Here is a 21,461-nt window from a genome sequence, read left to right as displayed (position 1 = left end):
AAACTGCCATGACATCACGCCCGCGGATGCACCGCGAGGGCGAGGTTGTCCCGTTATAGGTATCCGACGAACCGCTTTCAACGCGGCGTCTTCAAGTTCACCGTAAAACGCCAAAAATAGTTAGCGCAGGGGCTGTTTTCGCTGCCAGACGACGAGTTTCATCGCATGGCTGTCCTTCTCGACCTTCGGCATCGGCTCTTCCGAGATCTTTTCGAAGATGTCGGGATCGATGGGCGGAAACCGCGTATCGCCGGCCACGTCCGCGTCCACCTCCGTCACGTAAAGCGTATCCGTGCGGTCGATCGCCTGCCGGTAAATTTCGCCGCCGCCGATGATGGCCACCGCTGGCGCTCCGGTTTCTCCAGCAAGGTCCTGCCCCATCGCCAGGGCAGCCTCGATCGTATTGACCACAATCGCGCCTTCCGCGGCGAAAGAGGTGTCACGCGTCACCACGATGTTCGGCCGGCCCGGCAAGGGCCGCCCTAGTGAGACCCAGGTCTTGCGCCCCATCACGATCGGCTTTCCCATCGTCAGCGCCTTGAAGCGCTTGAGGTCCGTTGGCAGCTGCCAGGGCAGATCACCCTCATGGCCGATCACCCCGTTTTGCGCCACCGCGACAACGATCTCGACCGGCACCCGGCCCTTTACATCAGTCATGAAACCCATCCGGCTTGCTGTCGATTTCGCGTGCTCTGGTCAGCGCCGGCCGCGCATTCACCGTCGCCACATAACGGTCGACCGCGTCGCTCTCCGGCAGCAGGCGCCGCATCCAGCCGAGCGCGCTGCCGAGCAGGATATCTGCGGCACTTATGCGCTCTCCGAGAAGATAGGGCTGTTGCGTCAAGGTGCCGATCACATGCGCAGCCATATCCTCGTAAACGTGGGCAAATTGCGGATTGGAAGCTGTGAGGCCCATGAAATTCATCGTCGCCACCGGCTCGACGACGCCGGAATAATAGGCAAGCCAGGAGAGATAAGGCCCCCGCTCGGCGTGTCCGATCGGCCTCCCGAGCAGTGAATCCGGAAAAAGGTCCGTCAGATACAGCGTGATAGCGGACGATTCCGTGATCAGCGTCTTGCCATGCAGCAAAGCTGGCACCTGCTTGTGCGGATGCGGGTTTGCCTCATCCGGCCCGCCGGAGCCATCGCCCCGGCGTATGCTCACGTAACGCACCTCGTATTCCGCCCCAAGCTCCTCCAGCAGCCAGAGCATACGCGACGAGCGCGACATCGGCGCATGAAACAAGGTCAGCATGTTTCCTCCCTGAAAGCGCTAAATATTTGGTTCCACGACCTAAGCGTCACTCGCGGTCATCCACTCTTCCCGCCTGCAGTGAGAGGGCTGGAGTGAGCGGAAAACTCTCCTCATCGAGAGGGTATCGAGAAGAGCCCCTCATCCGCCTTTCGGGCACCTTCTCCCCGTACACGGGGAGAAGGGACAAGCGGCACCTACCGCTTACCCTCAAACCGCGATCGGCGCCTTGATCGTTGAATCAGCTTCATAGCCAACCAGCTTGAAGTCCTCGAATACAAAGGAAAAAAGATCCTTCACATCCGGATTGATTTCCATCTTCGGAAGAGCCTTCGGCTGGCGCGAGAGCTGCAATTTCGCCTGCTCGAAATGGTTCTTGTAGATATGCGCGTCACCCAGCGTATGAACGAAGTCACCCGGTTCCAGATCGCAGACCTGCGCCACCATCATCGTCAGCAGCGCATAGGATGCAATGTTGAAGGGCACGCCCAGAAAGATATCGGCAGACCGCTGATAGAGCTGGCACGACAGCTTGCCGTCGGCCACGTAGAACTGGAACAGGCAGTGACACGGCGGCAGCGCCATCTCGTCCACCAGCGCCGGGTTCCAGGCAGTGACGATATGCCGGCGTGAATTTGGATTGCTGCGGATGCTGTCGACCAGCGCGGAAATCTGGTCGAGGTGACGACCGTCATGGGTCGGCCATGAGCGCCACTGGTAGCCGTAGACCGGACCGAGTTCGCCATTCTCATCGGCCCATTCGTCCCAGATGGTCACGCCATGGTCCTTGAGATAGCCGATATTGGTGTCGCCCTTGAGGAACCACAAAAGCTCGTGGATGATCGAGCGCAGGTGCAGCTTCTTGGTCGTCGTGACCGGAAAACCCTTCGAGAGATCGAAGCGCATCTGGTAGCCGAACACCGAGCGCGTGCCGGTACCCGTGCGGTCTCCGCGGTCGGAACCGTGCTCCATGACATGCTTGAGAAGGTCGAGATATTGCTTCATGGGGTCCAATGCCGATTCCTGATGGTGCTAAAATAGTCGCAATGGCGATCAGAACCAATGCAAAAGCATAACGATCCCCAGAAGCGGTGCCATGATTTTCGATTTCAGCCTATTTTCGAAATCTGCCCTTTTCTCGACGCATCGAAAGACTTATATGACAGCTGCCGTCCTCGGGCGGCTATGGCAATAAACGGTCGGTGTAATAAACCTATTGGACCCGGGGGCGGTACCCGGCGCCTCCACCAAAAACCGGTCGGTCGCAATGACCGGCTTTTGATGGGGGCGAAATAGGATCGACAAGGGCGTAAAGATCGAACTTTTGCTCGGCATGATACCACCGTTATCGGGTCAAAATAGTAGTTGCAAACGACAACTATGCGGAAGCTCGTCTCGCTGCTTAATCGCAGTGTGACACTTCAAATCAAGTCCTAAGGGGTCGCACTCTTAGGCGGGGTTCGGAGGTACCTGGCAACAGAAACCTCCACTTCTCCCCCGCATTCCGGCGTCCAGGATCTTTCAGGCAAATTGCTGTGATTGCGCCTGCTTACGTTATTCAACAGACCGCTCAAGCACGCCAACTTCTCCAAGCGCTTGAAATGGTCTATAGCTGTTTTAGATGACTCGGCTTCGGTGTATAATCAGCGACCGCGCCATTTGCACGCTGCGTATTGAGTTGCAATGAAGGAACAGGAACCTGATGGGCCAAGATCATATTCGCTACGACATTCTCGCCCAGGACGCCCTGCGTGGTGTCATCCGCAAGGTCCTGACGGAAGTCGCAGCCGTCGGCCATTTGCCGGGTGATCATCACTTCTTCATCACCTTCCTCACCGGCGCCCCCGGTGTGCGCATCTCGCAGCACCTGAAAGCCAAGTACGCCGAGCAGATGACCATTGTGGTCCAGCACCAGTTCTGGGATCTGAAGGTCACCGAGAGCCTGTTCGAAATCGGCCTCTCCTTCTCCGACACGCCGGAAAAGCTCGTCATCCCGTTCAATGCCATCCGGGGCTTCTACGATCCTTCGGTGAATTTCGAGCTGGAATTCGACGTCGCCACGATGGAAGACGAAGAAGAGATCGAAAGCGCCGAAATCACCGCTTATCCGGTCGCATCCGTGGAACGGCCGGCGGATGCCGAAGCAGAGGCAAAGCCTGCGGATGATGGCGGCAAGGCCGGCGCCTCAATCGTATCGCTCGACAGCTTCCGCAAGAAGAACTGAGCCTGCGGGCCGCATCGGCCACGACGGTACAGGAACAGGACATGACAGGCGACGTCGTCAATCTCCGGCAGTTTCGAAAGCGCAAGGCGCGCGGCGAAAAGGAAAAGAATGCCGAGCAAAACCGCATCTCCTTCGGCCGCACCAAGGCCGAAAAAGAGCTGACGCGTACGCTCAACGACAAAGCCACCCGCCTGCATGAAGCGGGAAAGCGCGAAACCTCAGAAGAAACCGAATAAAAGCGCGACAATTCAAAAGTTTATCGGGAAAACCGGAATCAGTTTCCCATCCAGTTGAATCAGAATGCGAAGTCGCTCGTGATCCGCAAGCATTCCGCCACCCTCCACGGCCATCGCACCAGCTTCACCCTTGAGGGGCCTTTCTGGCAGGAACTGAAGCAGATCGCCGAACATCGCGACATCCCGCTTGCCCGCCTCATCGCAGAAATAGACGATGCGCGTGAAGCCGACACCAATCTTTCGTCAGCCCTGAGGGTGCATGTGTTGATGTGGGTAAAACAGCAACTGGCGGAGAGATGACGGGGGAAAAGTATGTCCCCGAGAGATCGGGTCGGCCGGGTGCCCGCTGGTTCAGCGTATACATCGCGACTGACCGAACCTTATCGAACGGTATATAAGGTCTCAGGCAAAACTTGCCTTTCGCCGGGCGTTCATCAGAAGCTCATGCTGACTTGCGAAGTCGCCCAGCAATTTGCGAAGACGTGTTTCCTCGGCCTGATCGAGGCGGTAGCGCTTGCAGAATTCCGCCACGGACCACATCCGCTTTGCCACCGTCTCTTCAATGTTTTTTGTATCGACGATCTGCATCGAACCCTCCCTGCTGCGCAACAAGGTTCAAACGCCGAAAATCACAAAAGGTTCCGGATGGAGGAGCAGAAACGCATCGAAAATTCGCACGAAGGAAAAGACCGGCCAGCGTGACGTGTCTGAAACCGGTTACTACTGCAGGCCCACGCCGGGCAGCGTATTGAAATCCAGGGCAGGCGCGGTGCCTATGCCTTGCCCCGGATTTGCGGAAGGGCCATCCGTGGACGGAACGTCCGGCAGGGTTTCGCGCTCTACCTCACCGCCCTGTGGGGCTGGCATCTGGAAGGGAACGACATCAGGCTGTCGGGCGGCGTCCTCTGCGGCCTTTGCCGCCGCTTCCGCGGCAGCTTTCTCGGCTGCGGCTTTTTCTGCGGCAGCTTTTTCCGCCGCCGCACGGGCCGCGGCCTCCGCCTTTTGCTTGGCCGCCAGTTCGGCCGCAAGGGCGCGGCGGCGGGCCTCTTCTTCCGCCCGCAACTTCTCGGCCGCCCGTTCAGCGGCGTTGGCCTTGTACAGCGCCACCTCGCGTCGAAGGCGCTGCTTTTCCAGCACATTGGCTTGCAACGTCTCGACCCTACGGCGCTCGCGCTCGAAGGCCCGCAGCGACAGGAAATTGGAGATATCGGTGACATCCATCGTCACCCCCGGCGCCTCCAGAAGGCCCGCATAATCAAGCCGCACCTGCGGTTCCGCCCCGGCAAGGGCGGCTTCACCGGCATTGAATTTCACGGTTGCGGAAGCCGTCATGCGTTGGTCGGCCAGCGCAATTTCGGCGTCGGCGGAAAGGCTTGCGCTTTCATTTGCCGCGGTCACGTTCTGTGCCCTCAGCGTTCCGCCGGCGATGTTGAACGGCACCGTTACATTTCCGATTGCGGATTGACCGGCCAGCACGGAACGCCGCACAGCCTCTTCGATCGTGGCGGGGGAAATCTCGCCTTGCATCGCATCGGCCGCGGCCATCACGGCCGGCAGCGCGCCCGTGTCGATGCCCCGGATCACGAAATCGCGCAACGTCGCCGTACCCGAACCCGTCATGCCCTCGGCCATGGCCCGAACCGAGGCGCCGGACGTTTCAACGCCCATGTCGAGGTCGAAGCGTCCGGTGGCGACCGCCGCTCCCGCTTTCGTCCAGAGCACCGACGCAAGGTCGCCGTCCTGCACCCCGATCCTGGTCTGCAGGAAGCCGGACCCGTCTCCGGAACTGACAAGCACCCGTCCCGTCGCCTTGCCGCCGAGCCAGGAGCCGGCGATGTCCGAAAGCTCGATCTGGTCACCTTTCCAGGCGATCTTACCGGACATATCGCCGATTGCGCCGTAGATGCCCGGCCAGAAGCGCTTGGCCGTAATCCCGAGCGAAACGTCGAACCCCGTCCAGCCGGAAAGCGCAACCGGGCTCTCCGACAATCCGCCGTCGACGATATCGTTAACCGGCCCGAGCACGGTTTCGCCGAGCCAGCCGAGATCGATCGTATCGAAGGCCAGATCGCCCGTTGCCTTGCCGGGGGCGGCGCGATCGAAGGAAACCGCGCCACTGAAGGCATTGCCGTCGGCGCGGCCTTCGATCCCGGAGACGGCAACAGCCTGGGCGGTGCTCTCGACGGTGGCCTTGAGCGAAATCGGCAACCCGGTGCCCATCTGCGGCAATCCGATGCCCTTCAAGAGCAGGAACGGCTCGATGTCCTGGCTTTCCAGCGAGAAGGATCCTTTGCCGACCAGGAAATTGCCGCTTGCAAGATCGACCTCGCCATTGGCGGCAAGCGCGCTCTGCTGGGAATTGAAGTTCAGACTGGCGTTGGCGCGGCTACCATCCGTGCCCTGCAGCTTCAGGGAGAGCACGCCGTTGGCGTCAGCGTCGAACGGCAGCGGGTCGAGCCCCGCCTGCCCCAACAGCACCGGCGTCGAAGGATTCTCGAGCGTCGCCTCCAGAGTGATGCTGTCCCCGGAAAGCGCCTGCGCGATGCTGGGAGCCAGGTAGTTCGCCGCGATCTTCGAGCCGTTGGCCGTGCCGACGATGCCGAAAGCCGCCGGCGCCTGCCCCTCCTGTCCCCCCGCCGTCAGCGTCAGGTCCAGCGCCGTATCGGTGTAATATGGTCCGGCGACAATTGCACGGCTCAGGATCGGATGGGACGGCGCGTGGCGCGCGATCATCGCCAGGAACGGGGTGAGGTCAGGCGAGGCAAGCTTCATCTTGGCCGAGACCACCGGCGAAGACATATCGCCGCTCATGCGCCCGGAAAGCGCCAGCCGCGCGCCTGCGAGATCGCCGATGGAAACCCGCTCGGCCTGCAACTGACCGTTCTTCAGCGTCACGATCATCTGCACGTCGCCCGCCGTCTCCCCGAAGGCGGAAAAGCGGTCGGCGGAGAGATCGGCGGCAATGGTGTGCGCCAGCACCGTTTCGTTCGAGGCGTCGCCCGCCACCAGCCCGGTCAGCGCCCGCAGCGCATCGAGGTCGATCTCGTTGCCCTTGAGCTTGATCGACAGGCTGGGGGGCACGCCCTCCAGCGACTGTCGTTCGATCCGCCCGGTAAGCACCGCGGGCCCGGCCGCGATCTCCAGCCGCTCGAACTGCTGCAAGGTGTCGGTAAGATTGACGGTCGCCGAAAAGCCGGCTGTCTTCAGCGTCCGAAGCGCCGGATCGACCGAGCCCGCAAGCCACGCCGCCAGCCCGGAAGGCTGGTTGGAAGCAATCAGCAGGTCGCCCCGGAAGGCGCGCGTGCCCAAAAGATCAAGCCGCCCCTTGGCTTCCAGCTGCGTGCGGCCCGGCAGTTGCGCCACCGCATTGTCGATGATCCAGCCGCTGCCGTCCGGGCGTAGATCGAGCCTCACCTCGCGCACGGTGGTATCGCCGATCACGATCGCAGGCAGTTTCAGGTTCGCCCGCCCGGGGACCCTGGGAATGGGAATATCGGCCGCAATCGCCAGCGCCGCAGCCAGTCTCTGGCGCACGGAAATCGCCGGGTCGCGCCCTGTCTTTCCCGCCTCGCCGGTGTTGCCGATGCGGCTCACATCGATCTGCTGGCCGTCGGCAAGCAAAAGGAACTCCGGCTCCTTGCCGGTGTCGAGTGTCGCCTCGCCTGTCACCAGATAGGGATCGTCCTTCGGCCCGACTTCGAGCCGGTAGTCCGGGACCCGGATACGCTCATTGGTCAGCTCGAATTCGCCATTCACCCGCAGCGCCGCCGCATCGTCGGCCTTCTGCGCCTCGGCGGAGCGGTTTTCGGTTAGCGTGAACTTGCCCTGGTAGACCGGCTTGAAATCGACGATCTTCAAGTTACCGTCGAGCTCGACGCCAAAGGGCCGCTTGTCCGGCACCAGCCTTGCACGCAGGCCAAGCTCGCCCTTGTCATCGAGCTCGCTGCTCGAAAACAGGAAGTTGCCCGCCTCGCCGTCCAGCGCCGCGCGCCCCTCCACCTTCCACGGTCCCGCCAGGGAACGGGCGGATAGATCGGCGTTGAGGTCAGTTACACGGCGCGTGCGCCCGGTCTGCTCGTCGATGAAATCGATCTGGCCGTTGCTGATCTCGACATTTTCCAGAACCACGACCTTGGCCGGAATATCGGCCCTGCGCCCCCGCGCCCAGTCAAGCGTGCCGTCCGGCAGCAACCTGATCTTGGCCTTGGGCGCATCGAGCCGCATATCGAAGATCAGCGCCTCGCCGCTGAGGAAAGGCGCAAGCTCGGCATCCATGGAGAAATGCTCGACCTGTATCAGCGGCTCGCCGGCCTCGTTCTCGCCGACGCGCACATCGTTCAGCGTCACCGAGGGGAACGGAATGAGCCTTGCATCGACGCTGCCATGGACGACAACCGGACGCCCCATGATGCGGCTGGCTTCGCGCTGGAACTCTTGGCGAAAATCGGTCCAGTCAATGAACAGCGGGGCGATGAGCGCCGCAAACAGCGCCGCCACCAGAAGACTGCCGACAAAAACCAGAATTCGCGAAAGCACCAGTTCTAAAATCCGATCCCGTTCTTCAGCCTTTTCTCCGGATGGAGGGTCAGCCCATGTTCGTCTTGAATGCGCACCGCACCTGCCATGATCCACAACGTCTCAATGTGGGGAAAGATGCGCGACGGACGCATATTCCCTCCTTAACATCGACCATGCATTTTCACATGGCAAAAATCTTGCCCGGATTGAAGATATTGTCCGGGTCCAGTCCGCGCTTTATCTGCCGCATCAGGTCCAGCGCATCGCCAAGTTCGTTTTCGAGAAACGGCATCTTGCCCTGGCCGATGCCGTGTTCGCCGGTGCATGTGCCATCCATCGACAACGCCCGGTCGTTGAGCCGCGCAACGAAGGCTTCGGCCCGCGCAATATCGGCCGGATCCTTGTCGTCGAACAGCAGGCCCACATGAAAATTCCCGTCGCCGGCATGGCCGACGATCGGCGCCAGAAGCCCGTGGACGCGAATATCCTCGCGCGTCGCCTCGACGCAATCGGCCAGCTGCGAGATCGGTACGCAGACATCCGTGGAGATGATCGCGGCTCCCGGCATCAGGCTCTTCTGCGCCCAATAGGCATTGTGCCGCGCCTTCCACAGCTGGTTGCGCTCCTCAAGATTCGCTGTCGAACGGAACGCGCTGCCGCCATATTCGGCCACGATTTCGGCAAACTGGCGCGACTGCAGCGCGACCGTTTCCGGATTGCCGTGAAATTCCACGAACAGCGTCGGTTGCTGGGGCAGGGAAAGGCCGGAATAAGCATTGCTTGCCCGTATCTGCGTTTCGTCCAGAAGCTCGATGCGCGCCACCGGAATACCCGACTGGATCGTCAGGATAACCGCATTGCAGGCGTCCGCCGTCGTCGGAAATGAGCACACCCCGCCGGCAATGGTCTCAGGGATACCCTGCAGCTTCAGCGTGATCGATGTGATGATGCCGAGCGTACCCTCGGCACCGACGAAAAGCCGCGTCAAATCATAGCCGGTCGAGGATTTCCGCGCCCGGTGCGCCGTGCGGATTTCCTTTCCACCCGCCGTCACCGCCGTCAGCGCCAGCACATTGTCCTTCATCGTGCCATAGCGCACCGCATTGGTGCCGGATGCGCGGGTGGATGCCATGCCGCCGATGGAGGCATTGGCGCCGGGATCGATCGGAAAGAATAGGCCCGTGTCCCGCAAATAGATGTTCAGCTCCTCACGAGTGATGCCCGGTTCGACCGTGCAGTCGAAATCGCTGGCATTGACCTCGATAACCCGGTTCATCCGGCCCATGTCGATGCTGATGCCGCCATGCGGCGCGTTGATATGGCCCTCGAGCGAAGAACCGGTGCCGAAGGCAATCAGCGGAACCTTGTGTTCGCTCGCCAGCGCAACGATCGCCTGCACGTCCGCGGCATTCTCCGGAAACACCACGGCGTCAGGAAGCTGCGCGGGGATATAGGTGGTGGTGTGCGCATGCTGCGCCCGCATCGCCTCGCCGGTCTGCAACCGTGTGCCGAAGCGCTCCGACAGGGCTTTGACGACAAGGCCGATGCCGCTCTCGTTGCGTTTCCCGGCCTTGATTGCGTCCAGTCCCATCCCGCCTGCTCCCTGCCTGCAGCCCAAGGCTGCCGGGCTTCCTTCCCACGCCAACAAGGGAAAAGGAAATATCCGCTCTTTTCAAGGCGGTACTGTGCAAATCGGAATCACTTTGTCCAGCACCTCACCCGCAACTTCATGGTGGCAAAGCGCTTTCCGTAGATGGTGCGGCCTTGTGGACACAAGCGGCCGACCGAATACGCTCTCGCGTCTCTGCATCAATCAGCAGAGGCTACATGAGCTATCTATTCTGTAGAGCCTGGCACCGACACCGCCGGGGCCGTTAGCCTTAGCGCAACAAGTCCGTCAGGTTCCGGACCAGGACGACAAGCTCCTTTTTCTCCGTCATCCCGCTGCGAAAGGCGTGCATCAACACACGGGAAAGGTCCTGGCCTTGCGTCCCGTCGGAGCTGATTCCCCGTCGGGCACATTCTTCGGTGAGAACTTGCTTCATCATCAGCAAGGATTGGTCGCCGATAGACTCTCTGTGTCGGGGCATGGTTCGCCTCCTCTTCCGGGCGAAAGCACAACGATCTTCCAGTCGCCTATGCCCACGAACGGTAGCGATCCACGATGATGCTCCTTTAACAGCGCGAAGGGAAACTTATTCGCGTGACGCGACACAACGCGGATCCCCGCCCCCCAGTCGCAAGGCACCTTTGACCGCACCAGCCCTAGGCCGGCCTCGATGCAGCCCGGTTGGCTCTGACCCTACTGAAGCGCGTTCCTCGGCTGGCGGTTTGGCCGGTCTATAGAGAAGCTGAGATTGTAGAGTACGAGACCGTCCTCATCGACGACTGTCATGACCCACGAATTACCCAGCCAGAGGCTTATTTCGTTGTCGAATATCATGGCGCTTGCGCCGCGCATCGCCTCTGCCCGCGCCTCCTCTTCGGTCTCGAACACAAGTCCCTCGCGATCGACGGCCATCCTGCCGTTTCTGGTATGGAAAAAAAATCTAGGCATCGCTGCCTCCTTTCTGTGGCGGAAGCTCAGCGTTCGCTGGCGACCGTCACGATGAAATTGCGATTGCGTCCAGTTCTGGCGGTTCCATCATATGTGTCTGGCGGTGGAAAAGCCGAGATCGCCCTCGAACGCATCAAGGTTCTGGTTGATCATCCAGCAACAGTCGTGCGCGCTCGACTGCGTAGGCCCGGGCCTCTCGCTCGGTGGCAAAACCGTGGTGCTCGGTAATCCCGAGGAACAGAATCGAGACGACCCAAGCTCTGCCGAAATCATACATCTCCACGCGGACGATCGACTTTTTAGCAGACGCCGATTTATCGACCATGCTCTGTCTCCGTTATCGTGACAAAGCAGATACGCTTCTAGAAGGGCGATCGCCGCCTGGCGAAAGGTAGGCCCCCAGCTTCGAAAACCGAGAGAGCCCACAACCAGAGCGCTTAAGTTTGGTTTTGTTCCCTGAACGTACGAATAAGCCTTTACCGCCTCGGCTACTCACTCTGCCCCCCGTCATCGGCCCAGCGGTTGACCGCTTCCAACCGCACCTGCCTGGGCGTATCGCCTCCATCCTCGACGCTTTTACCTCGCGCGTCGAGTGCCGCAACGAGGTCGTCTTCGGAATCTACTCCACTTTGGAAAATCTTCAGCAGAAACCGCGCCGCCTGCCTAGTGGTATCGACATCGACCTTGGATTCCGGACCAAAGTAGTCTGCCCGTTCGAGAACGCGATTAAGCATGATTATGTGCGACGTTTCGAGATAGTTATGGAGATTGTTGGAAGACATCGGGGTCCTCCTTTGGTTGGGGCGAAGGTGTTAAACCTTTAGGCAATGGCGCCCGCTTCAAATGCCATCGACAAAAGACCCTGCGCCCGAACCACCAACTAAGCAAGGCAAATCCACACAGAACGATGAGGATGCTCGCAGCCCATCCCGTCAAAGGGCGGAATGGCGCCCGTCGCCGGATTGGCGGCGGCTATCCCAACCGTCGCCTTGCGCCTTCTTCTCTCCAACGGGAAAAGAGGCACAAGACAGCGTTGGATGTGCGGCAAACCTCGCCTACTCAGCCGCCATCGGCTGCATTTCCTCGGCCAGTTCCAGCTCCCGCTGCAGGCGTCGTTCCTCGTCCACCTGCGGCTTGGTAAAGCGGGCGATCACGAGATAGGCGACCGGCGTCAGATAGAGCGTCACGACCGTCGCAAGCCCCAGACCGCCGACCAGCACCCAGCCAAGCGCGACGCGCGCTTCGGCGCCGGCGCCGCTTGCCAGAACCAGCGGCAGCGCGCCGACGATCGTGGCGATCATCGTCATCATCACCGGCCGCAGGCGGATATTGGCGGCATTCTCGATGGCCGAGCGCAGATCCTCGCCACGGTCGCGAAGCTGGTTGGCGAACTCGACGATCAGGATGCCGTTCTTCGCCATGATGCCGACGAGCAGCACCAGTCCGATCTGGCTGTAGATGTTGAGCGTATTGCCGGTCAGCAGCATCGCAAACACGGCGCAGGCGAGCCCAAGCGGCACCGTCGCCATGATGATGACGCCGCTGATCAGGCTTTCGAATTGCGCCGCCAGCACGAGGAAGATGATCACCAGCGCAAAGCCGAAGGTCACCATCATGCCGTTGGCGTTCTCGTCCAGCGTTGCGGCCTCCGCAAGCGGCACGACGCGCGAGCCCGGCGGCAGAAGCGGTTCGGCCATCTGTTCGACCATGGAAAGAGCATCGCCCAGCGCCAGATCGTCGTTCAGACTTGCCGAGAGCGACACCGCGCGCAGCTGCGCCTCCCGCGAAAGCTGCGGCGCGATCGCTTTTTCCTCGACCGAGGCAATGGTCGACATCGGAACGATCCGGCCATCCCCCGCCTTGAGAAAGATGTTTTGCAGGTCGGTCGGGTCGTTGACGGGATTGGTGGTGGAAATCAGCTTTACCGGATAGGATTCGCCGTCGACATAGACGTCCAGCACACTGTTGCCGTCGAGCATGGCCTGCATCGCCGAAGACAGGCCGACAATATCGATGCCAAGGTCGGAGGCCCGCTCACGGTCGATGGTGACGGAAAGCTGCGCCTGGTTGGGCTCGTAGTTCAGCCGCACGTTCTGGAACCGGCCGCTGTCTTCCATCTGCCGCACCAGCTTGCTGGCGGCATCGCCGAGCTTGCCGTAGTCGTTGCCGACGAGGGCCACCTGCAGGCCGTTGCCGGCACCGCGGATACCGAGGCTGTTCGGCTGCATGGGAAAGACGCGGACGGAGGGAATGTTGTTGGCCATCCGGGTGATGTCGGCGGCGATCTGCTGCTGCGTCCGCTCACGTCCGTCCCAGGGTGCGAGCGTCAGCACCATGAAACCGGTATTGGCCGATCCGCCCTGCCCGGACACCGAAAAGGCGTTTTCGATCTCGCCGCTCTCCACCATCGCCTTCAGGCCGTCTTCGAGTCGGCGCATCTGCGCCTGGGTATATTCCAGCGAAACGCCCTGCGGCGCCTGTATGCGCATCATGATGCGCGCCCGGTCCTCGGTCGGCGTCAGCTCGGATTTCAACAGCGTGAAGGCGCCCGCGCCGGCCGCCGTCACCATGATCGCGATCATGAAAACGACCAGCGGCGCGTTGAGGCAGGCCCGCAAGCTGTAGCGATAGAAGCCCGCGGCATAGCCGCCGATCTTGCCCAGCACGCCGCCGTGATGATGCTCGCTGTGGGCCGTCAGCATGCGGGACGCCAGCATCGGGCAGAGCGTCAGCGCGACGAACGCCGAGAGCATGATCGAGAAGGCCAGCACGAAGCCGAATTCGCGGAAGAGCCCGCCCGTCTGGCCCGGCAGGAAGGAAAGCGGCACGAAGACCGCCACTAGTGTCGCCGTCGTCGCGATGACGGCAAAGAACACTTCCAGCGTCCCGAGCACCGCCGCCGCACGCGGCCCAAGCCCCTCGGAGCGTCGTCGAACGATGTTCTCCAGCACCACGATCGCGTCATCCACCACAAGCCCGGTCGCCAGCACGATGGCGAGCAGCGTCAGGATGTTGATCGAGAAGCCGGCAAGATAGATTGCCGCACAGGTGCCGATCAGCGCGATCGGCATGGTCATGACGGGAATGAGCGTCGCCCGCCAGTCGAGAAGGAACAGGTAGATGACGATGGTCACGATCACGACGGATGCGCCAAGCGCGATCTCGACCTCGTGAATGGCGCCGTCGATGAACACCGCGTCATCGCTGGTGATTGCGAGCTGCGTGCCCTCCGGCAGGATCTGCTTGATGGTGCCGACGGCGTTCTTCACACCCTCGGAAATATCCAGCGTGTTGGATTGCGCCTGCCGGATAATGCCGAGGCCGATGCCCTGCCGGCCGTTTGATCTGAGCGAAGACGTTCCGATATCCGGGCCCATCGTCACCGTCGCGATGTCGCCGAGACGCACGTTGTCGCCGATGATCAGCTGCTCGAACTGTTCCGGCGTCTGCAGGTCTGCGGTGGCGCGAACCGAAATGTCCTGATTGGCGGATGTGAGCGATCCGGCGGGAACATCGAGCGACGCCGTGGCGAGTGCGTTGCGCAGGTTGGCAATGGTCAGCCCGCGGCCGGCGAGCTTCGACTGGTTGACGTCGATGCGGAATATCTTTTCCTGCTCGCCGTTGATCTGCACGTCGGCCACGCCTTCGACGGCGGCAAGCCGGTCGGTAATCTCGTTTTCGGCCAGCAGCGTCAGGTCTTCCGTCGACAGCGTGTCGGATGTCAGCGCAAGCCGCATGATCGGCTGGCTGTCGGAATCGGCCTTCACGATGGTCGGCTCGTCGGCATCGTCCGGCAGCTGGCCGGCAACGCGGCCGACCGCATCGCGCACATCGTTTGCCGCCTGCCCGATGTCGGTCGTGTCGGAAAACTGCAGCGTGACGCGGCTCTGGCTGTATTGCGAGGTCGAGGAGATGTTCTTGATCCCCTGCACGCGCGACACGGCGCCCTCGATGACGGATGTCACCTCCTGGTCGATCGTTTCGGGTGCCGCGCCGTCAAAAGTGGTATTGATGGAGACGACGGGCTGATCGACTTCCGGCAGTTCGCGGATTTCGATGCCGTTCAGGGCCGCAAGCCCCGCCACCACGATCAGGGTGTTGACGACAAGGGCAAAAATCGGCCGCCGGATGAAAAGCGCCGTAAAGCCCGCCGTGCCGCCGGTCTTCGGGCCGGAAGAGTGACCGCCGCTCACTTGGCCACCTCCGCTTCCGAAACCTTCTGTTCGTTATCGCCTTCCGGCTTTTTCTCCTGCGGCTGGCGCTGCTCGCCGGCAATGCGCACCTCGCCGCCGTCGCGCAGGCGCTGCACGCCTTCCATGACGACCGCCTGCTCCCTGGCAAGCTCGGCATCCACCAGCACTTTGTCGGAGTTGCGCTGGACGATCGTTACCGGAACGCGCTGCGCCTTGTTGTCTTCGATGCGCCAGACGAAGGAGCCTTCCGAGCTCCATTGCACCGCCAGCGGATTGACCGTCGGATAGGTGTCGCCGGCGAAACGCGCGACGACCGAGAAGGACATGCCGGCACGCAACGTGTCATCAGGGTTTTCCAGGCGCGCGCGGACCCTAAGCGTCCGGCTCGCCTCGTCCACCCGGTTGTCGATGGCGTGGATCACGCCGGAAAATTCGGAGCCGGGAATAGCGATCGCCGAGGCGGAGACCTCCTGCCCGACCGAAATCTTGTTGGAGAAGCGCTCCGGCACCCAGAAGTCGACAAGGATCTGCGACCGGTCGTCGATGACCGCGATCGCCGTTTCGGTCGTCACGTAGTCGCCGGGATTGACGGTAATGATGCCGGCGATGCCCTTGGACGGCGCCACGATATCGCGGCGCTTCAGGTCAAGCTCCGCCTTCTGCAGCTCCAGCTGTGCGGCCTGTTCGGCAAACTCGGCATCCCGCAGCACGGCGACGGAAACCGCATTGCCGAGACGCCGGTTGCGCTCGACCTTCTCCTTGGCGCTGTCAAGTGCGACACGCGCCTGATCGGCGGCCACTTTCTGATCGTCGCTGTCGAGCCGGGCGATCACCTGGCCTTTCTCGATCCGGTCGCCGGACTTGATCAGCACCTCGGTCAGGTTTCCCGATGCCAGCGGCGTCGCCGTGACGGAGAGGATGGCGTCACCGTTGCCGATCGCCGAAAGCCGGTCGTTGATCACCGCTTCGCCGACCGGCTCGGTCACCACCAGCGGCGGCTGGCTGGCAAAGCCGCCGCGCCCGCCCTGGCCCTGACCGTTGCCGCTGCGGGCGGCACCCTCGCCGTCGGCCCGAGGCTTGGCGACCAGCGCGACCAGATTTTCGGGAACGCCGAAGCCCGCAAGCGTCTGCCCCGCCCCCGGCACGAAATGCGCGAAGGCAGCCACACCACCGACAAGCACGACGGCGCATATCGCAAACTGCTTCCAGATTCGCATTCACTTCTCCACATCGATTATCGCAAAACCCGGCCACAACGCATGCGGGCCAGAAACGTTTCGTGACGAACTATCGGCTTTTGTGCGCCTGCGCACAATCCCGCAGGGCCATCATTACGCAATTGTAATAAAAGCGGATTTCGGGGATTTGAAGGCAGTGGTCGGTAGGCAATCGGCGATAGACGCTAATACCAGCGTCCAACGATCCCGCCTCGCCCGCAAGCCCTCGCATCCATTCGCTCTTCGCCACGCTCCCGGAATAAAAGCAGAACGCCATTCTGGCCTTTCGCCCCCGAATCACTACATTGAGCCGCATGAGCAACGGTTTTGACGATATTCCCTTCTTCGACGAGGAGCCGGCCGCGCGCCCGCAGCGCAACCAGCCGGCCCCGCCACCGGCGGCTGCAGGCGGCATAGCTGCCCGCGCCATGGCCGCGCGCGATGGCGCCCGCCCGGCCGCAGCCTATCTTTCCGGCCTCAATCCCGAACAGCGCGAAGCGGTCGAAACCATCGAAGGCCCCGTCCTCGTGCTCGCGGGTGCGGGCACCGGCAAGACCCGCGTGCTCACCACCCGCATTGCCCATATTCTCGCGTCGGGCCGCGCCTACCCCAGCCAGATCCTCGCCGTCACCTTCACCAACAAGGCCGCCCGCGAGATGAAGGAGCGCATCGGCGTGCTCGTCGGCGGCGCGGTCGAGGGCATGCCCTGGCTCGGCACCTTCCACTCCATCGGCGTCAAGCTCTTGCGCCGCCATGCCGAGCTCGTCGGCCTGCGCTCGGATTTCACCATCCTCGATACGGACGATGTCGTGCGCCTCATCAAGCAGCTGATCCAGGCCGAAGGCCTCGACGACAAGCGCTGGCCGGCAAAAACCTTTTCCCAGCTCATCGACGGCTGGAAGAACAAGGGCTTGAGCCCCGCCGACATCCCCGAAGGTGATGCCCGCGCCTTTGCCAACGGCAAGGGCCGCGAACTCTACGAGGCCTATCAGGCCCGCCTGAAGACGCTGAACGCCTGCGATTTCGGCGACCTGCTGCTTCATCCCATCCGCATGTTCCGCGCCTATCCGGATGTGCTGAAGGAATATCACGCCCGCTTCCGCTATATCCTCGTCGACGAGTATCAGGACACCAACACCGCCCAATACATGTGGCTGCGCCTGCTCGCCCAGCGCCCCAAGGGCGAGCCGCAGAATGTCTGCTGCGTCGGCGACGACGACCAGTCGATCTATGGCTGGCGCGGCGCGGAGGTGGACAACATCCTGCGCTTTGAAAAGGATTTCCCCGGCGCCAAGGTCGTGAAGCTCGAGCGCAACTACCGCTCGACCGCCCATATCCTGGGCGCCGCCGGCCACCTGATCGCCCATAACGAAGGCCGCCTCGGCAAGACCCTGTTCACCGATCGCCACGATCCCGAAGACGAGAAGGTACAGGTCCACGCCGCCTGGGATTCGGAAGAGGAAGCCCGCGCCGTCGGCGAGGAGATCGAGCAGCTCCAGCGCAAAAAGCACAATCTGAACGACATGGCGATCCTCGTGCGCGCCTCCTTCCAGATGCGCGAGTTCGAAGACCGCTTCGTCACGCTCGGCCTCAATTACCGCGTCGTCGGCGGCCCGCGCTTTTACGAGCGCATGGAAATCCGCGATGCCATGGCCTATTTCCGCCTCGTCTGCCAGCCGGCCGATGATCTCGCCTTCGAGCGCATCATCAACACCCCCAAGCGCGGCCTCGGCGACACCTCCGTCCGCGCCCTGCATGATTACGCCCGCGCCCGCGATATCCCCATGCTCGCGGCCGCCGCCGATCTCATCGAAACCGACGAGATGAAGGCCAAGGCCCGCAAATCGCTGTTCGATGTCGTCACCATGTTCAAGCGCTGGCAAGGCCTGCTGGAAACCACGCCCCACACCGAGCTTGCCGAAACCATCCTGGAGGAATCCGGCTACACCGATATGTGGAAGGCCGACAAATCGGCCGAAGCGCCGGGAAGGCTGGAAAACCTCAAGGAACTCATCCGCTCGATGGAAAGCTTCGAATCCATGCGCGGCTTCCTCGAACACGTGGCGCTCGTCATGGATGCCGAGCAGAACGAAAACCTCGATGCCGTCAACATCATGACGCTGCATTCGGCCAAGGGTCTGGAGTTCGAAACGGTCTTCCTGCCCGGCTGGGAAGAAGGCCTCTTCCCCCACCAGCGCTCGCTGGATGAAGGCGGCCGCTCGGGGCTGGAGGAAGAACGCCGCCTCGCCTATGTCGGGCTGACGCGCGCAAAACGCCGCTGCCACATCTGGTTCGTCTCGAACCGCCGCATCCACGGCCTCTGGCAATCGACCCTGCCCTCACGCTTCCTCGATGAGCTGCCGGTCAGCCATGTCGATGTCGCCGAGACGGAACAGTCCTATGGCGGCTATAACCGCGGCGGTTACGGCCAGTCGCGCTTCGACAAGCAGGAGCCGTTTGCCAACAGCTATTCCACCCCCGGCTGGAAACGCGCCCAGGCAAACCGCACGGATGCGACCCGCGACAACTGGGGCAATCGCTCCGGCGTTTCGATCGAGCGCATCGGCTATGGCGAAAGCGGCCCCAAGGCCCGCACCATCGATGGCGAACTGGTTGCCAAATCGACGGTCGACACCCCCTCGAAATTCAACCTCGGCGACCGCGTCTTCCACATCAAGTTCGGCAACGGCAACATTGCGGCAATAGAAGGCAACAAGCTGACGATCGATTTTGATCGGGCGGGGCAGAAGCGCGTGCTGGACGGGTTTGTGGAGCGGGTTTGAGGGAACAACAGACACCCACCTAGATTTCCATTTTTGCGCCCTCATATCAGCCGTCGGGACGGCTCTGACATCTTTCCAAGAGCAAACATCCAACTCCATCTATGACGGCAATGCGCCTTCAGAACCGCCGTTGCCAATATGAGGGCAGCGTGCTCAGCGTGGCATCATGAAATGCGCACGTTTCCTGGGCGCCACTGGCCGGAGCCAGCGGTGGCGCCTGGCCATGGGGACCTATGGCGTGGAGCCGGCGAAAGTTGCTCCGCACCTACTTGAACTCTAGGCGATATTCCATCGTCGGCGCGGTGTTGAAAGCCGCAGGCGCGGGAATGCAGGCTCCTGTTTCCCATGCGCTTCGCGCGAACCGGCTAGTCACTGCTGCCATCATCACGCCGACGGTAAATTCGTCCTTTTCCGCTCGCTTGGTCTCCATTAGGGTCTTGATGACTTCACCCATCGTCAAACCGGCGCTGTCCAGATCATAATCTTTCGCAATTGCCAGATCGCAGTTCTTAGCGTGAAATAGCCAGTCGTGAATAATAAAGGCCGGCGCATAGCCCCATGGTGAATAACTGCGAAAGGCCCACATCGGGCGGGGAATGGATCCCCCATCCGTGATCATCCGCTTCGGCGTGATGACTTGGCCGTTCGGCCTGATGAAGGTCAGTGGCTTCTCATTGTCGGGAATAAAAAGGAACACATCCGGCTCTAACCACTGGATGGTCACGACACCTTTGATCTCACCCACGCCGACATCCCGATAGTCCATGGCCGTGGCGGGAAATGCGATAAGAAGGGCAGGACACAGAGATAGGCATATCGCCCAAATCGTTCGAAAGCTAATGAACAAGCGAGCATATGCCGGCATATTTCGTTCCTTTCTGCTCGTCGATTAATGTACGGGCTTCGTATTCTTCCAGTAAAAAATCCACGGCTCCCGTCACGTTCTTCAGGCTATACGCCCTGGTCAAGAGATTAGGATGACCGTAAGGGGTTTCGTTCACTACAATCGGAGACGACTTGTCGCCAAGCGCCTGAGGGTTTGCGATTGCGGCCAATTGCTGAATTATAAAATTCGTCGCCATGTGCGACCAGCTGGCAACGGCCGGGGGCAAGTGTTCGTAAGCGAATGTGTCGGCTCTGCTTTCCATGTCGCGCAGTGGCTTTTTAGGCGCATTGTCAGCAGGAAGCACAGGGCGGTCCTCACCATCGGAGGCGAACATCGCGCCATAATTGTCTCTATATTTGTTGTGCGCCATTTCGTGACCGATCAGCCAGTGCAACAAAAGATCGGCGATGGCATTGTTCATCAGAACGATATAGCTCAACTGAGCGTCATCTCCGCTTCCGTATTTGACCCACTGTTGCAAAGCAGCCATCAGCCGCTCATCGCAAACGATTGTCGTTGTGCTAGGGAGATAGGAGCAGCCGCAACGGTTGCCGACCAGAAGGCGGCCCGGATCTTCGTTGATGACAAAGAACGAAATCGCATCGGGCGTGGGAGTGGTGTTTATACTGTAGTTTTTCTCCTTCATGAAAGGCATATATTGATCGATGACATGCATGAGCATCGGACTATATTTATACGATAATAACCCATCCGCTTCGTATTGCTTCAGTAAATCGAACTGTTTTTTATATTTTCCTGGATCTGATTCCTGATCTTTGTTCGACGTTATCTTGTAAAGCGGATGCTGTGACGTCGCGGTGATCAACGTACCCGCGGAGTTGAGATTGCTTATATTCTGTTCGGCATCAAAACCGACCATGGATAAAAGCTGTTTGGCTCTTAAAGGTCCATCTCTTTCATATCATATCGCGAATTTAGGGATAGGACTTGTGGTCTGGAATATTGGATTGACGTACGTCAGGCTGTAATTTCTGGCCGCCTTCAAGCCGGTCACAAATTGGTACGGCATAGCCAGCAAGTATGTTTTGGCACCGAGTTTGCGCAACCTGGTCTCAATTTCGCAGAAATTCAGGGCGCCCTGCGCCTGTTTCATCAGCTCCATATGGGCGGAGATCATGTCTGCCGTCGAACCAAAACCGTCGATCTCCAAGAGAAGCTTGTCAACCTGCGCGCTGGAGTGTTCATTCAGCTCGGAAAACAGCCAGCATCGGCCCGGAACCGTGGATACTTGTGCGTAAGAATGAGTGTAGAACAACAAACCCACTAACAGGCAGACGCAACGGACAGGTAGCAAACAGATTTCTTTCCCCATGCCAAGCCCCCCGAGCAGGGTTTTACTTTAGAGCCAATAGACAGCAAATTCAACCTGGAGTCGATCAAGCTTATAAAGCAGACAGAAATTTTGCCGGAGCCAGAATAACGCCTGCGGCTAATTTCATTTGCCGGCAAGGTGCCTTGGACGCGGGCTATTTCAATAAAGCCGCCCAAATATGGAGCGTAGGCAAGAATTGGATTAAGGCCAGTGGCGCGATCGATCCGGACGACGAGAAATCGTATCAAGACCCAATCGGCCC

At 60.7% G+C, this 21,461-nt stretch carries 18 protein-coding genes and 1 other RNA gene; 5 read left to right on the top strand and 14 right to left on the bottom strand.

Annotated features, from left to right (window positions below):
• Nucleotides 1-120: 120 nt before the first annotated feature.
• The 3 genes from BLX89_RS17660 to BLX89_RS17650 all read right to left on the bottom strand — a co-directional run bounded on the left by BLX89_RS17660 (nt 121) and on the right by BLX89_RS17650 (nt 2,257).
• Nucleotides 121-657: a dihydrofolate reductase gene (locus BLX89_RS17660; RefSeq protein ID WP_075292300.1), complete on the bottom strand. Its 537-nt coding sequence runs from the start codon at nt 655-657 to the stop codon at nt 121-123.
• Entirely contained in the window at nt 650-1,255 is a 606-nt protein-coding gene (locus BLX89_RS17655) for a glutathione S-transferase family protein (protein ID WP_075292262.1), read from the bottom strand. The genes BLX89_RS17660 and BLX89_RS17655 overlap by 8 nt, the downstream gene beginning before the upstream one ends.
• 207 nt (nt 1,256-1,462) lie before the next feature.
• Nucleotides 1,463-2,257: a thymidylate synthase gene (locus tag BLX89_RS17650; protein ID WP_075292261.1), complete on the bottom strand. Its 795-nt coding sequence runs from the start codon at nt 2,255-2,257 to the stop codon at nt 1,463-1,465.
• Nucleotides 2,258-2,381: 124 nt separating this feature from the next.
• Here BLX89_RS17650 and ssrA point away from each other — a divergent pair.
• The 4 genes from ssrA (at nt 2,382) to BLX89_RS17630 (ending at nt 4,012) form a co-directional block, all read left to right on the top strand.
• Nucleotides 2,382-2,743, top strand: a transfer-messenger RNA (tmRNA) gene (gene ssrA, locus BLX89_RS17645).
• 211 nt (nt 2,744-2,954) lie between these two features.
• Complete coding sequence (locus tag BLX89_RS17640) at nt 2,955-3,476, top strand: SspB family protein (protein WP_075292260.1); 522 nt, start codon at nt 2,955-2,957, stop codon at nt 3,474-3,476.
• Nucleotides 3,477-3,517: 41 nt separating this feature from the next.
• Nucleotides 3,518-3,712, top strand: coding sequence for a DUF4169 family protein (locus BLX89_RS17635; RefSeq protein WP_075292259.1), 195 nt, complete (start codon nt 3,518-3,520; stop codon nt 3,710-3,712).
• Nucleotides 3,713-3,790: 78 nt separating this feature from the next.
• A complete protein-coding gene (locus BLX89_RS17630) occupies nt 3,791-4,012 on the top strand; it encodes a ribbon-helix-helix domain-containing protein (RefSeq protein ID WP_075292299.1) in 222 nt (73 codons plus the stop codon).
• Between the two features lie 102 nt (nt 4,013-4,114).
• Here BLX89_RS17630 and BLX89_RS17625 read toward each other — a convergent pair whose 3' ends face one another.
• The 8 genes from BLX89_RS17625 to BLX89_RS17585 all read right to left on the bottom strand — a co-directional run bounded on the left by BLX89_RS17625 (nt 4,115) and on the right by BLX89_RS17585 (nt 16,197).
• Nucleotides 4,115-4,300, bottom strand: a complete 186-nt coding sequence (locus BLX89_RS17625) for a hypothetical protein (protein WP_075292258.1) — start codon at nt 4,298-4,300, stop codon at nt 4,115-4,117.
• Between the two features lie 132 nt (nt 4,301-4,432).
• Nucleotides 4,433-8,248, bottom strand: coding sequence for an AsmA family protein (locus BLX89_RS17620; RefSeq protein ID WP_075292257.1), 3,816 nt, complete (start codon nt 8,246-8,248; stop codon nt 4,433-4,435).
• 163 nt (nt 8,249-8,411) lie between these two features.
• Nucleotides 8,412-9,821, bottom strand: a complete 1,410-nt coding sequence (locus BLX89_RS17615; RefSeq protein WP_075292256.1) for an FAD-binding oxidoreductase — start codon at nt 9,819-9,821, stop codon at nt 8,412-8,414.
• 711 nt (nt 9,822-10,532) lie between these two features.
• Nucleotides 10,533-10,787 (bottom strand): DUF6894 family protein, encoded by a 255-nt coding sequence (locus BLX89_RS17605; RefSeq protein WP_075292254.1) that lies wholly within the window; start codon nt 10,785-10,787, stop codon nt 10,533-10,535.
• Nucleotides 10,788-10,920: 133 nt separating this feature from the next.
• The gene (locus BLX89_RS17600) at nt 10,921-11,112 is read right to left on the bottom strand and encodes a hypothetical protein (RefSeq protein WP_075292253.1); all 192 of its coding nucleotides are present in this window, start codon (nt 11,110-11,112) and stop codon (nt 10,921-10,923) included.
• A gap of 163 nt (nt 11,113-11,275) precedes the next feature.
• The gene (locus BLX89_RS17595; RefSeq protein ID WP_075292252.1) at nt 11,276-11,569 is read right to left on the bottom strand and encodes a hypothetical protein; all 294 of its coding nucleotides are present in this window, start codon (nt 11,567-11,569) and stop codon (nt 11,276-11,278) included.
• Nucleotides 11,570-11,842: 273 nt separating this feature from the next.
• Entirely contained in the window at nt 11,843-14,980 is a 3,138-nt protein-coding gene (locus BLX89_RS17590) for an efflux RND transporter permease subunit (RefSeq protein WP_075292251.1), read from the bottom strand.
• The gene (locus tag BLX89_RS17585; protein ID WP_075292250.1) at nt 14,977-16,197 is read right to left on the bottom strand and encodes an efflux RND transporter periplasmic adaptor subunit; all 1,221 of its coding nucleotides are present in this window, start codon (nt 16,195-16,197) and stop codon (nt 14,977-14,979) included. Before BLX89_RS17585 ends, BLX89_RS17590 begins: the two co-directional genes overlap by 4 nt.
• A gap of 314 nt (nt 16,198-16,511) precedes the next feature.
• Between BLX89_RS17585 and BLX89_RS17575 the strand changes: the two genes are divergently transcribed.
• Nucleotides 16,512-18,980, top strand: coding sequence for an ATP-dependent helicase (locus BLX89_RS17575; protein ID WP_075292248.1), 2,469 nt, complete (start codon nt 16,512-16,514; stop codon nt 18,978-18,980).
• A gap of 265 nt (nt 18,981-19,245) precedes the next feature.
• Here the strand turns inward: BLX89_RS17575 and BLX89_RS17570 are convergent, their stop codons facing one another.
• From BLX89_RS17570 to BLX89_RS17560, 3 genes are all read right to left on the bottom strand, one after another.
• Nucleotides 19,246-19,725: a DUF1353 domain-containing protein gene (locus BLX89_RS17570; RefSeq protein ID WP_158025964.1), complete on the bottom strand. Its 480-nt coding sequence runs from the start codon at nt 19,723-19,725 to the stop codon at nt 19,246-19,248.
• A gap of 91 nt (nt 19,726-19,816) precedes the next feature.
• Nucleotides 19,817-20,746, bottom strand: a complete 930-nt coding sequence (locus tag BLX89_RS17565; protein WP_075292246.1) for a hypothetical protein — start codon at nt 20,744-20,746, stop codon at nt 19,817-19,819.
• Between the two features lie 42 nt (nt 20,747-20,788).
• On the bottom strand, nt 20,789-21,199 hold the full coding sequence (locus BLX89_RS17560; protein ID WP_143523665.1) for a hypothetical protein: 411 nt from the start codon (nt 21,197-21,199) through the stop codon (nt 20,789-20,791).
• Nucleotides 21,200-21,461: the final 262 nt, after the last annotated feature.

The sequence above is a fragment of the Pararhizobium arenae genome (assembly GCF_001931685.1).
GTDB lineage: Bacteria > Pseudomonadota > Alphaproteobacteria > Rhizobiales > Rhizobiaceae > Pararhizobium > Pararhizobium arenae.
The sequence above is the reverse complement of the archived record's forward strand: the minus strand, read 5'-3'. Positions and strand labels throughout refer to the sequence as shown.

Coding starts and splice junctions, on each gene's coding strand:
- BLX89_RS17660 (WP_075292300.1), bottom strand. CDS start 657: ATGACTGATGTAAAGGGCCGGGTGCCGGTCGAGATCGTTGTCGCGGTG.
- BLX89_RS17655 (WP_075292262.1), bottom strand. CDS start 1,255: ATGCTGACCTTGTTTCATGCGCCGATGTCGCGCTCGTCGCGTATGCTC.
- BLX89_RS17650 (WP_075292261.1), bottom strand. CDS start 2,257: ATGAAGCAATATCTCGACCTTCTCAAGCATGTCATGGAGCACGGTTCC.
- BLX89_RS17640 (WP_075292260.1), top strand. CDS start 2,955: ATGGGCCAAGATCATATTCGCTACGACATTCTCGCCCAGGACGCCCTG.
- BLX89_RS17635 (WP_075292259.1), top strand. CDS start 3,518: ATGACAGGCGACGTCGTCAATCTCCGGCAGTTTCGAAAGCGCAAGGCG.
- BLX89_RS17625 (WP_075292258.1), bottom strand. CDS start 4,300: ATGCAGATCGTCGATACAAAAAACATTGAAGAGACGGTGGCAAAGCGG.
- BLX89_RS17615 (WP_075292256.1), bottom strand. CDS start 9,821: ATGGGACTGGACGCAATCAAGGCCGGGAAACGCAACGAGAGCGGCATC.
- BLX89_RS17605 (WP_075292254.1), bottom strand. CDS start 10,787: ATGCCTAGATTTTTTTTCCATACCAGAAACGGCAGGATGGCCGTCGAT.
- BLX89_RS17600 (WP_075292253.1), bottom strand. CDS start 11,112: ATGGTCGATAAATCGGCGTCTGCTAAAAAGTCGATCGTCCGCGTGGAG.
- BLX89_RS17595 (WP_075292252.1), bottom strand. CDS start 11,569: ATGTCTTCCAACAATCTCCATAACTATCTCGAAACGTCGCACATAATC.
- BLX89_RS17585 (WP_075292250.1), bottom strand. CDS start 16,197: ATGCGAATCTGGAAGCAGTTTGCGATATGCGCCGTCGTGCTTGTCGGT.
- BLX89_RS17575 (WP_075292248.1), top strand. CDS start 16,512: ATGAGCAACGGTTTTGACGATATTCCCTTCTTCGACGAGGAGCCGGCC.
- BLX89_RS17565 (WP_075292246.1), bottom strand. CDS start 20,746: ATGGTCGGTTTTGATGCCGAACAGAATATAAGCAATCTCAACTCCGCG.
- BLX89_RS17560 (WP_143523665.1), bottom strand. CDS start 21,199: ATGGGGAAAGAAATCTGTTTGCTACCTGTCCGTTGCGTCTGCCTGTTA.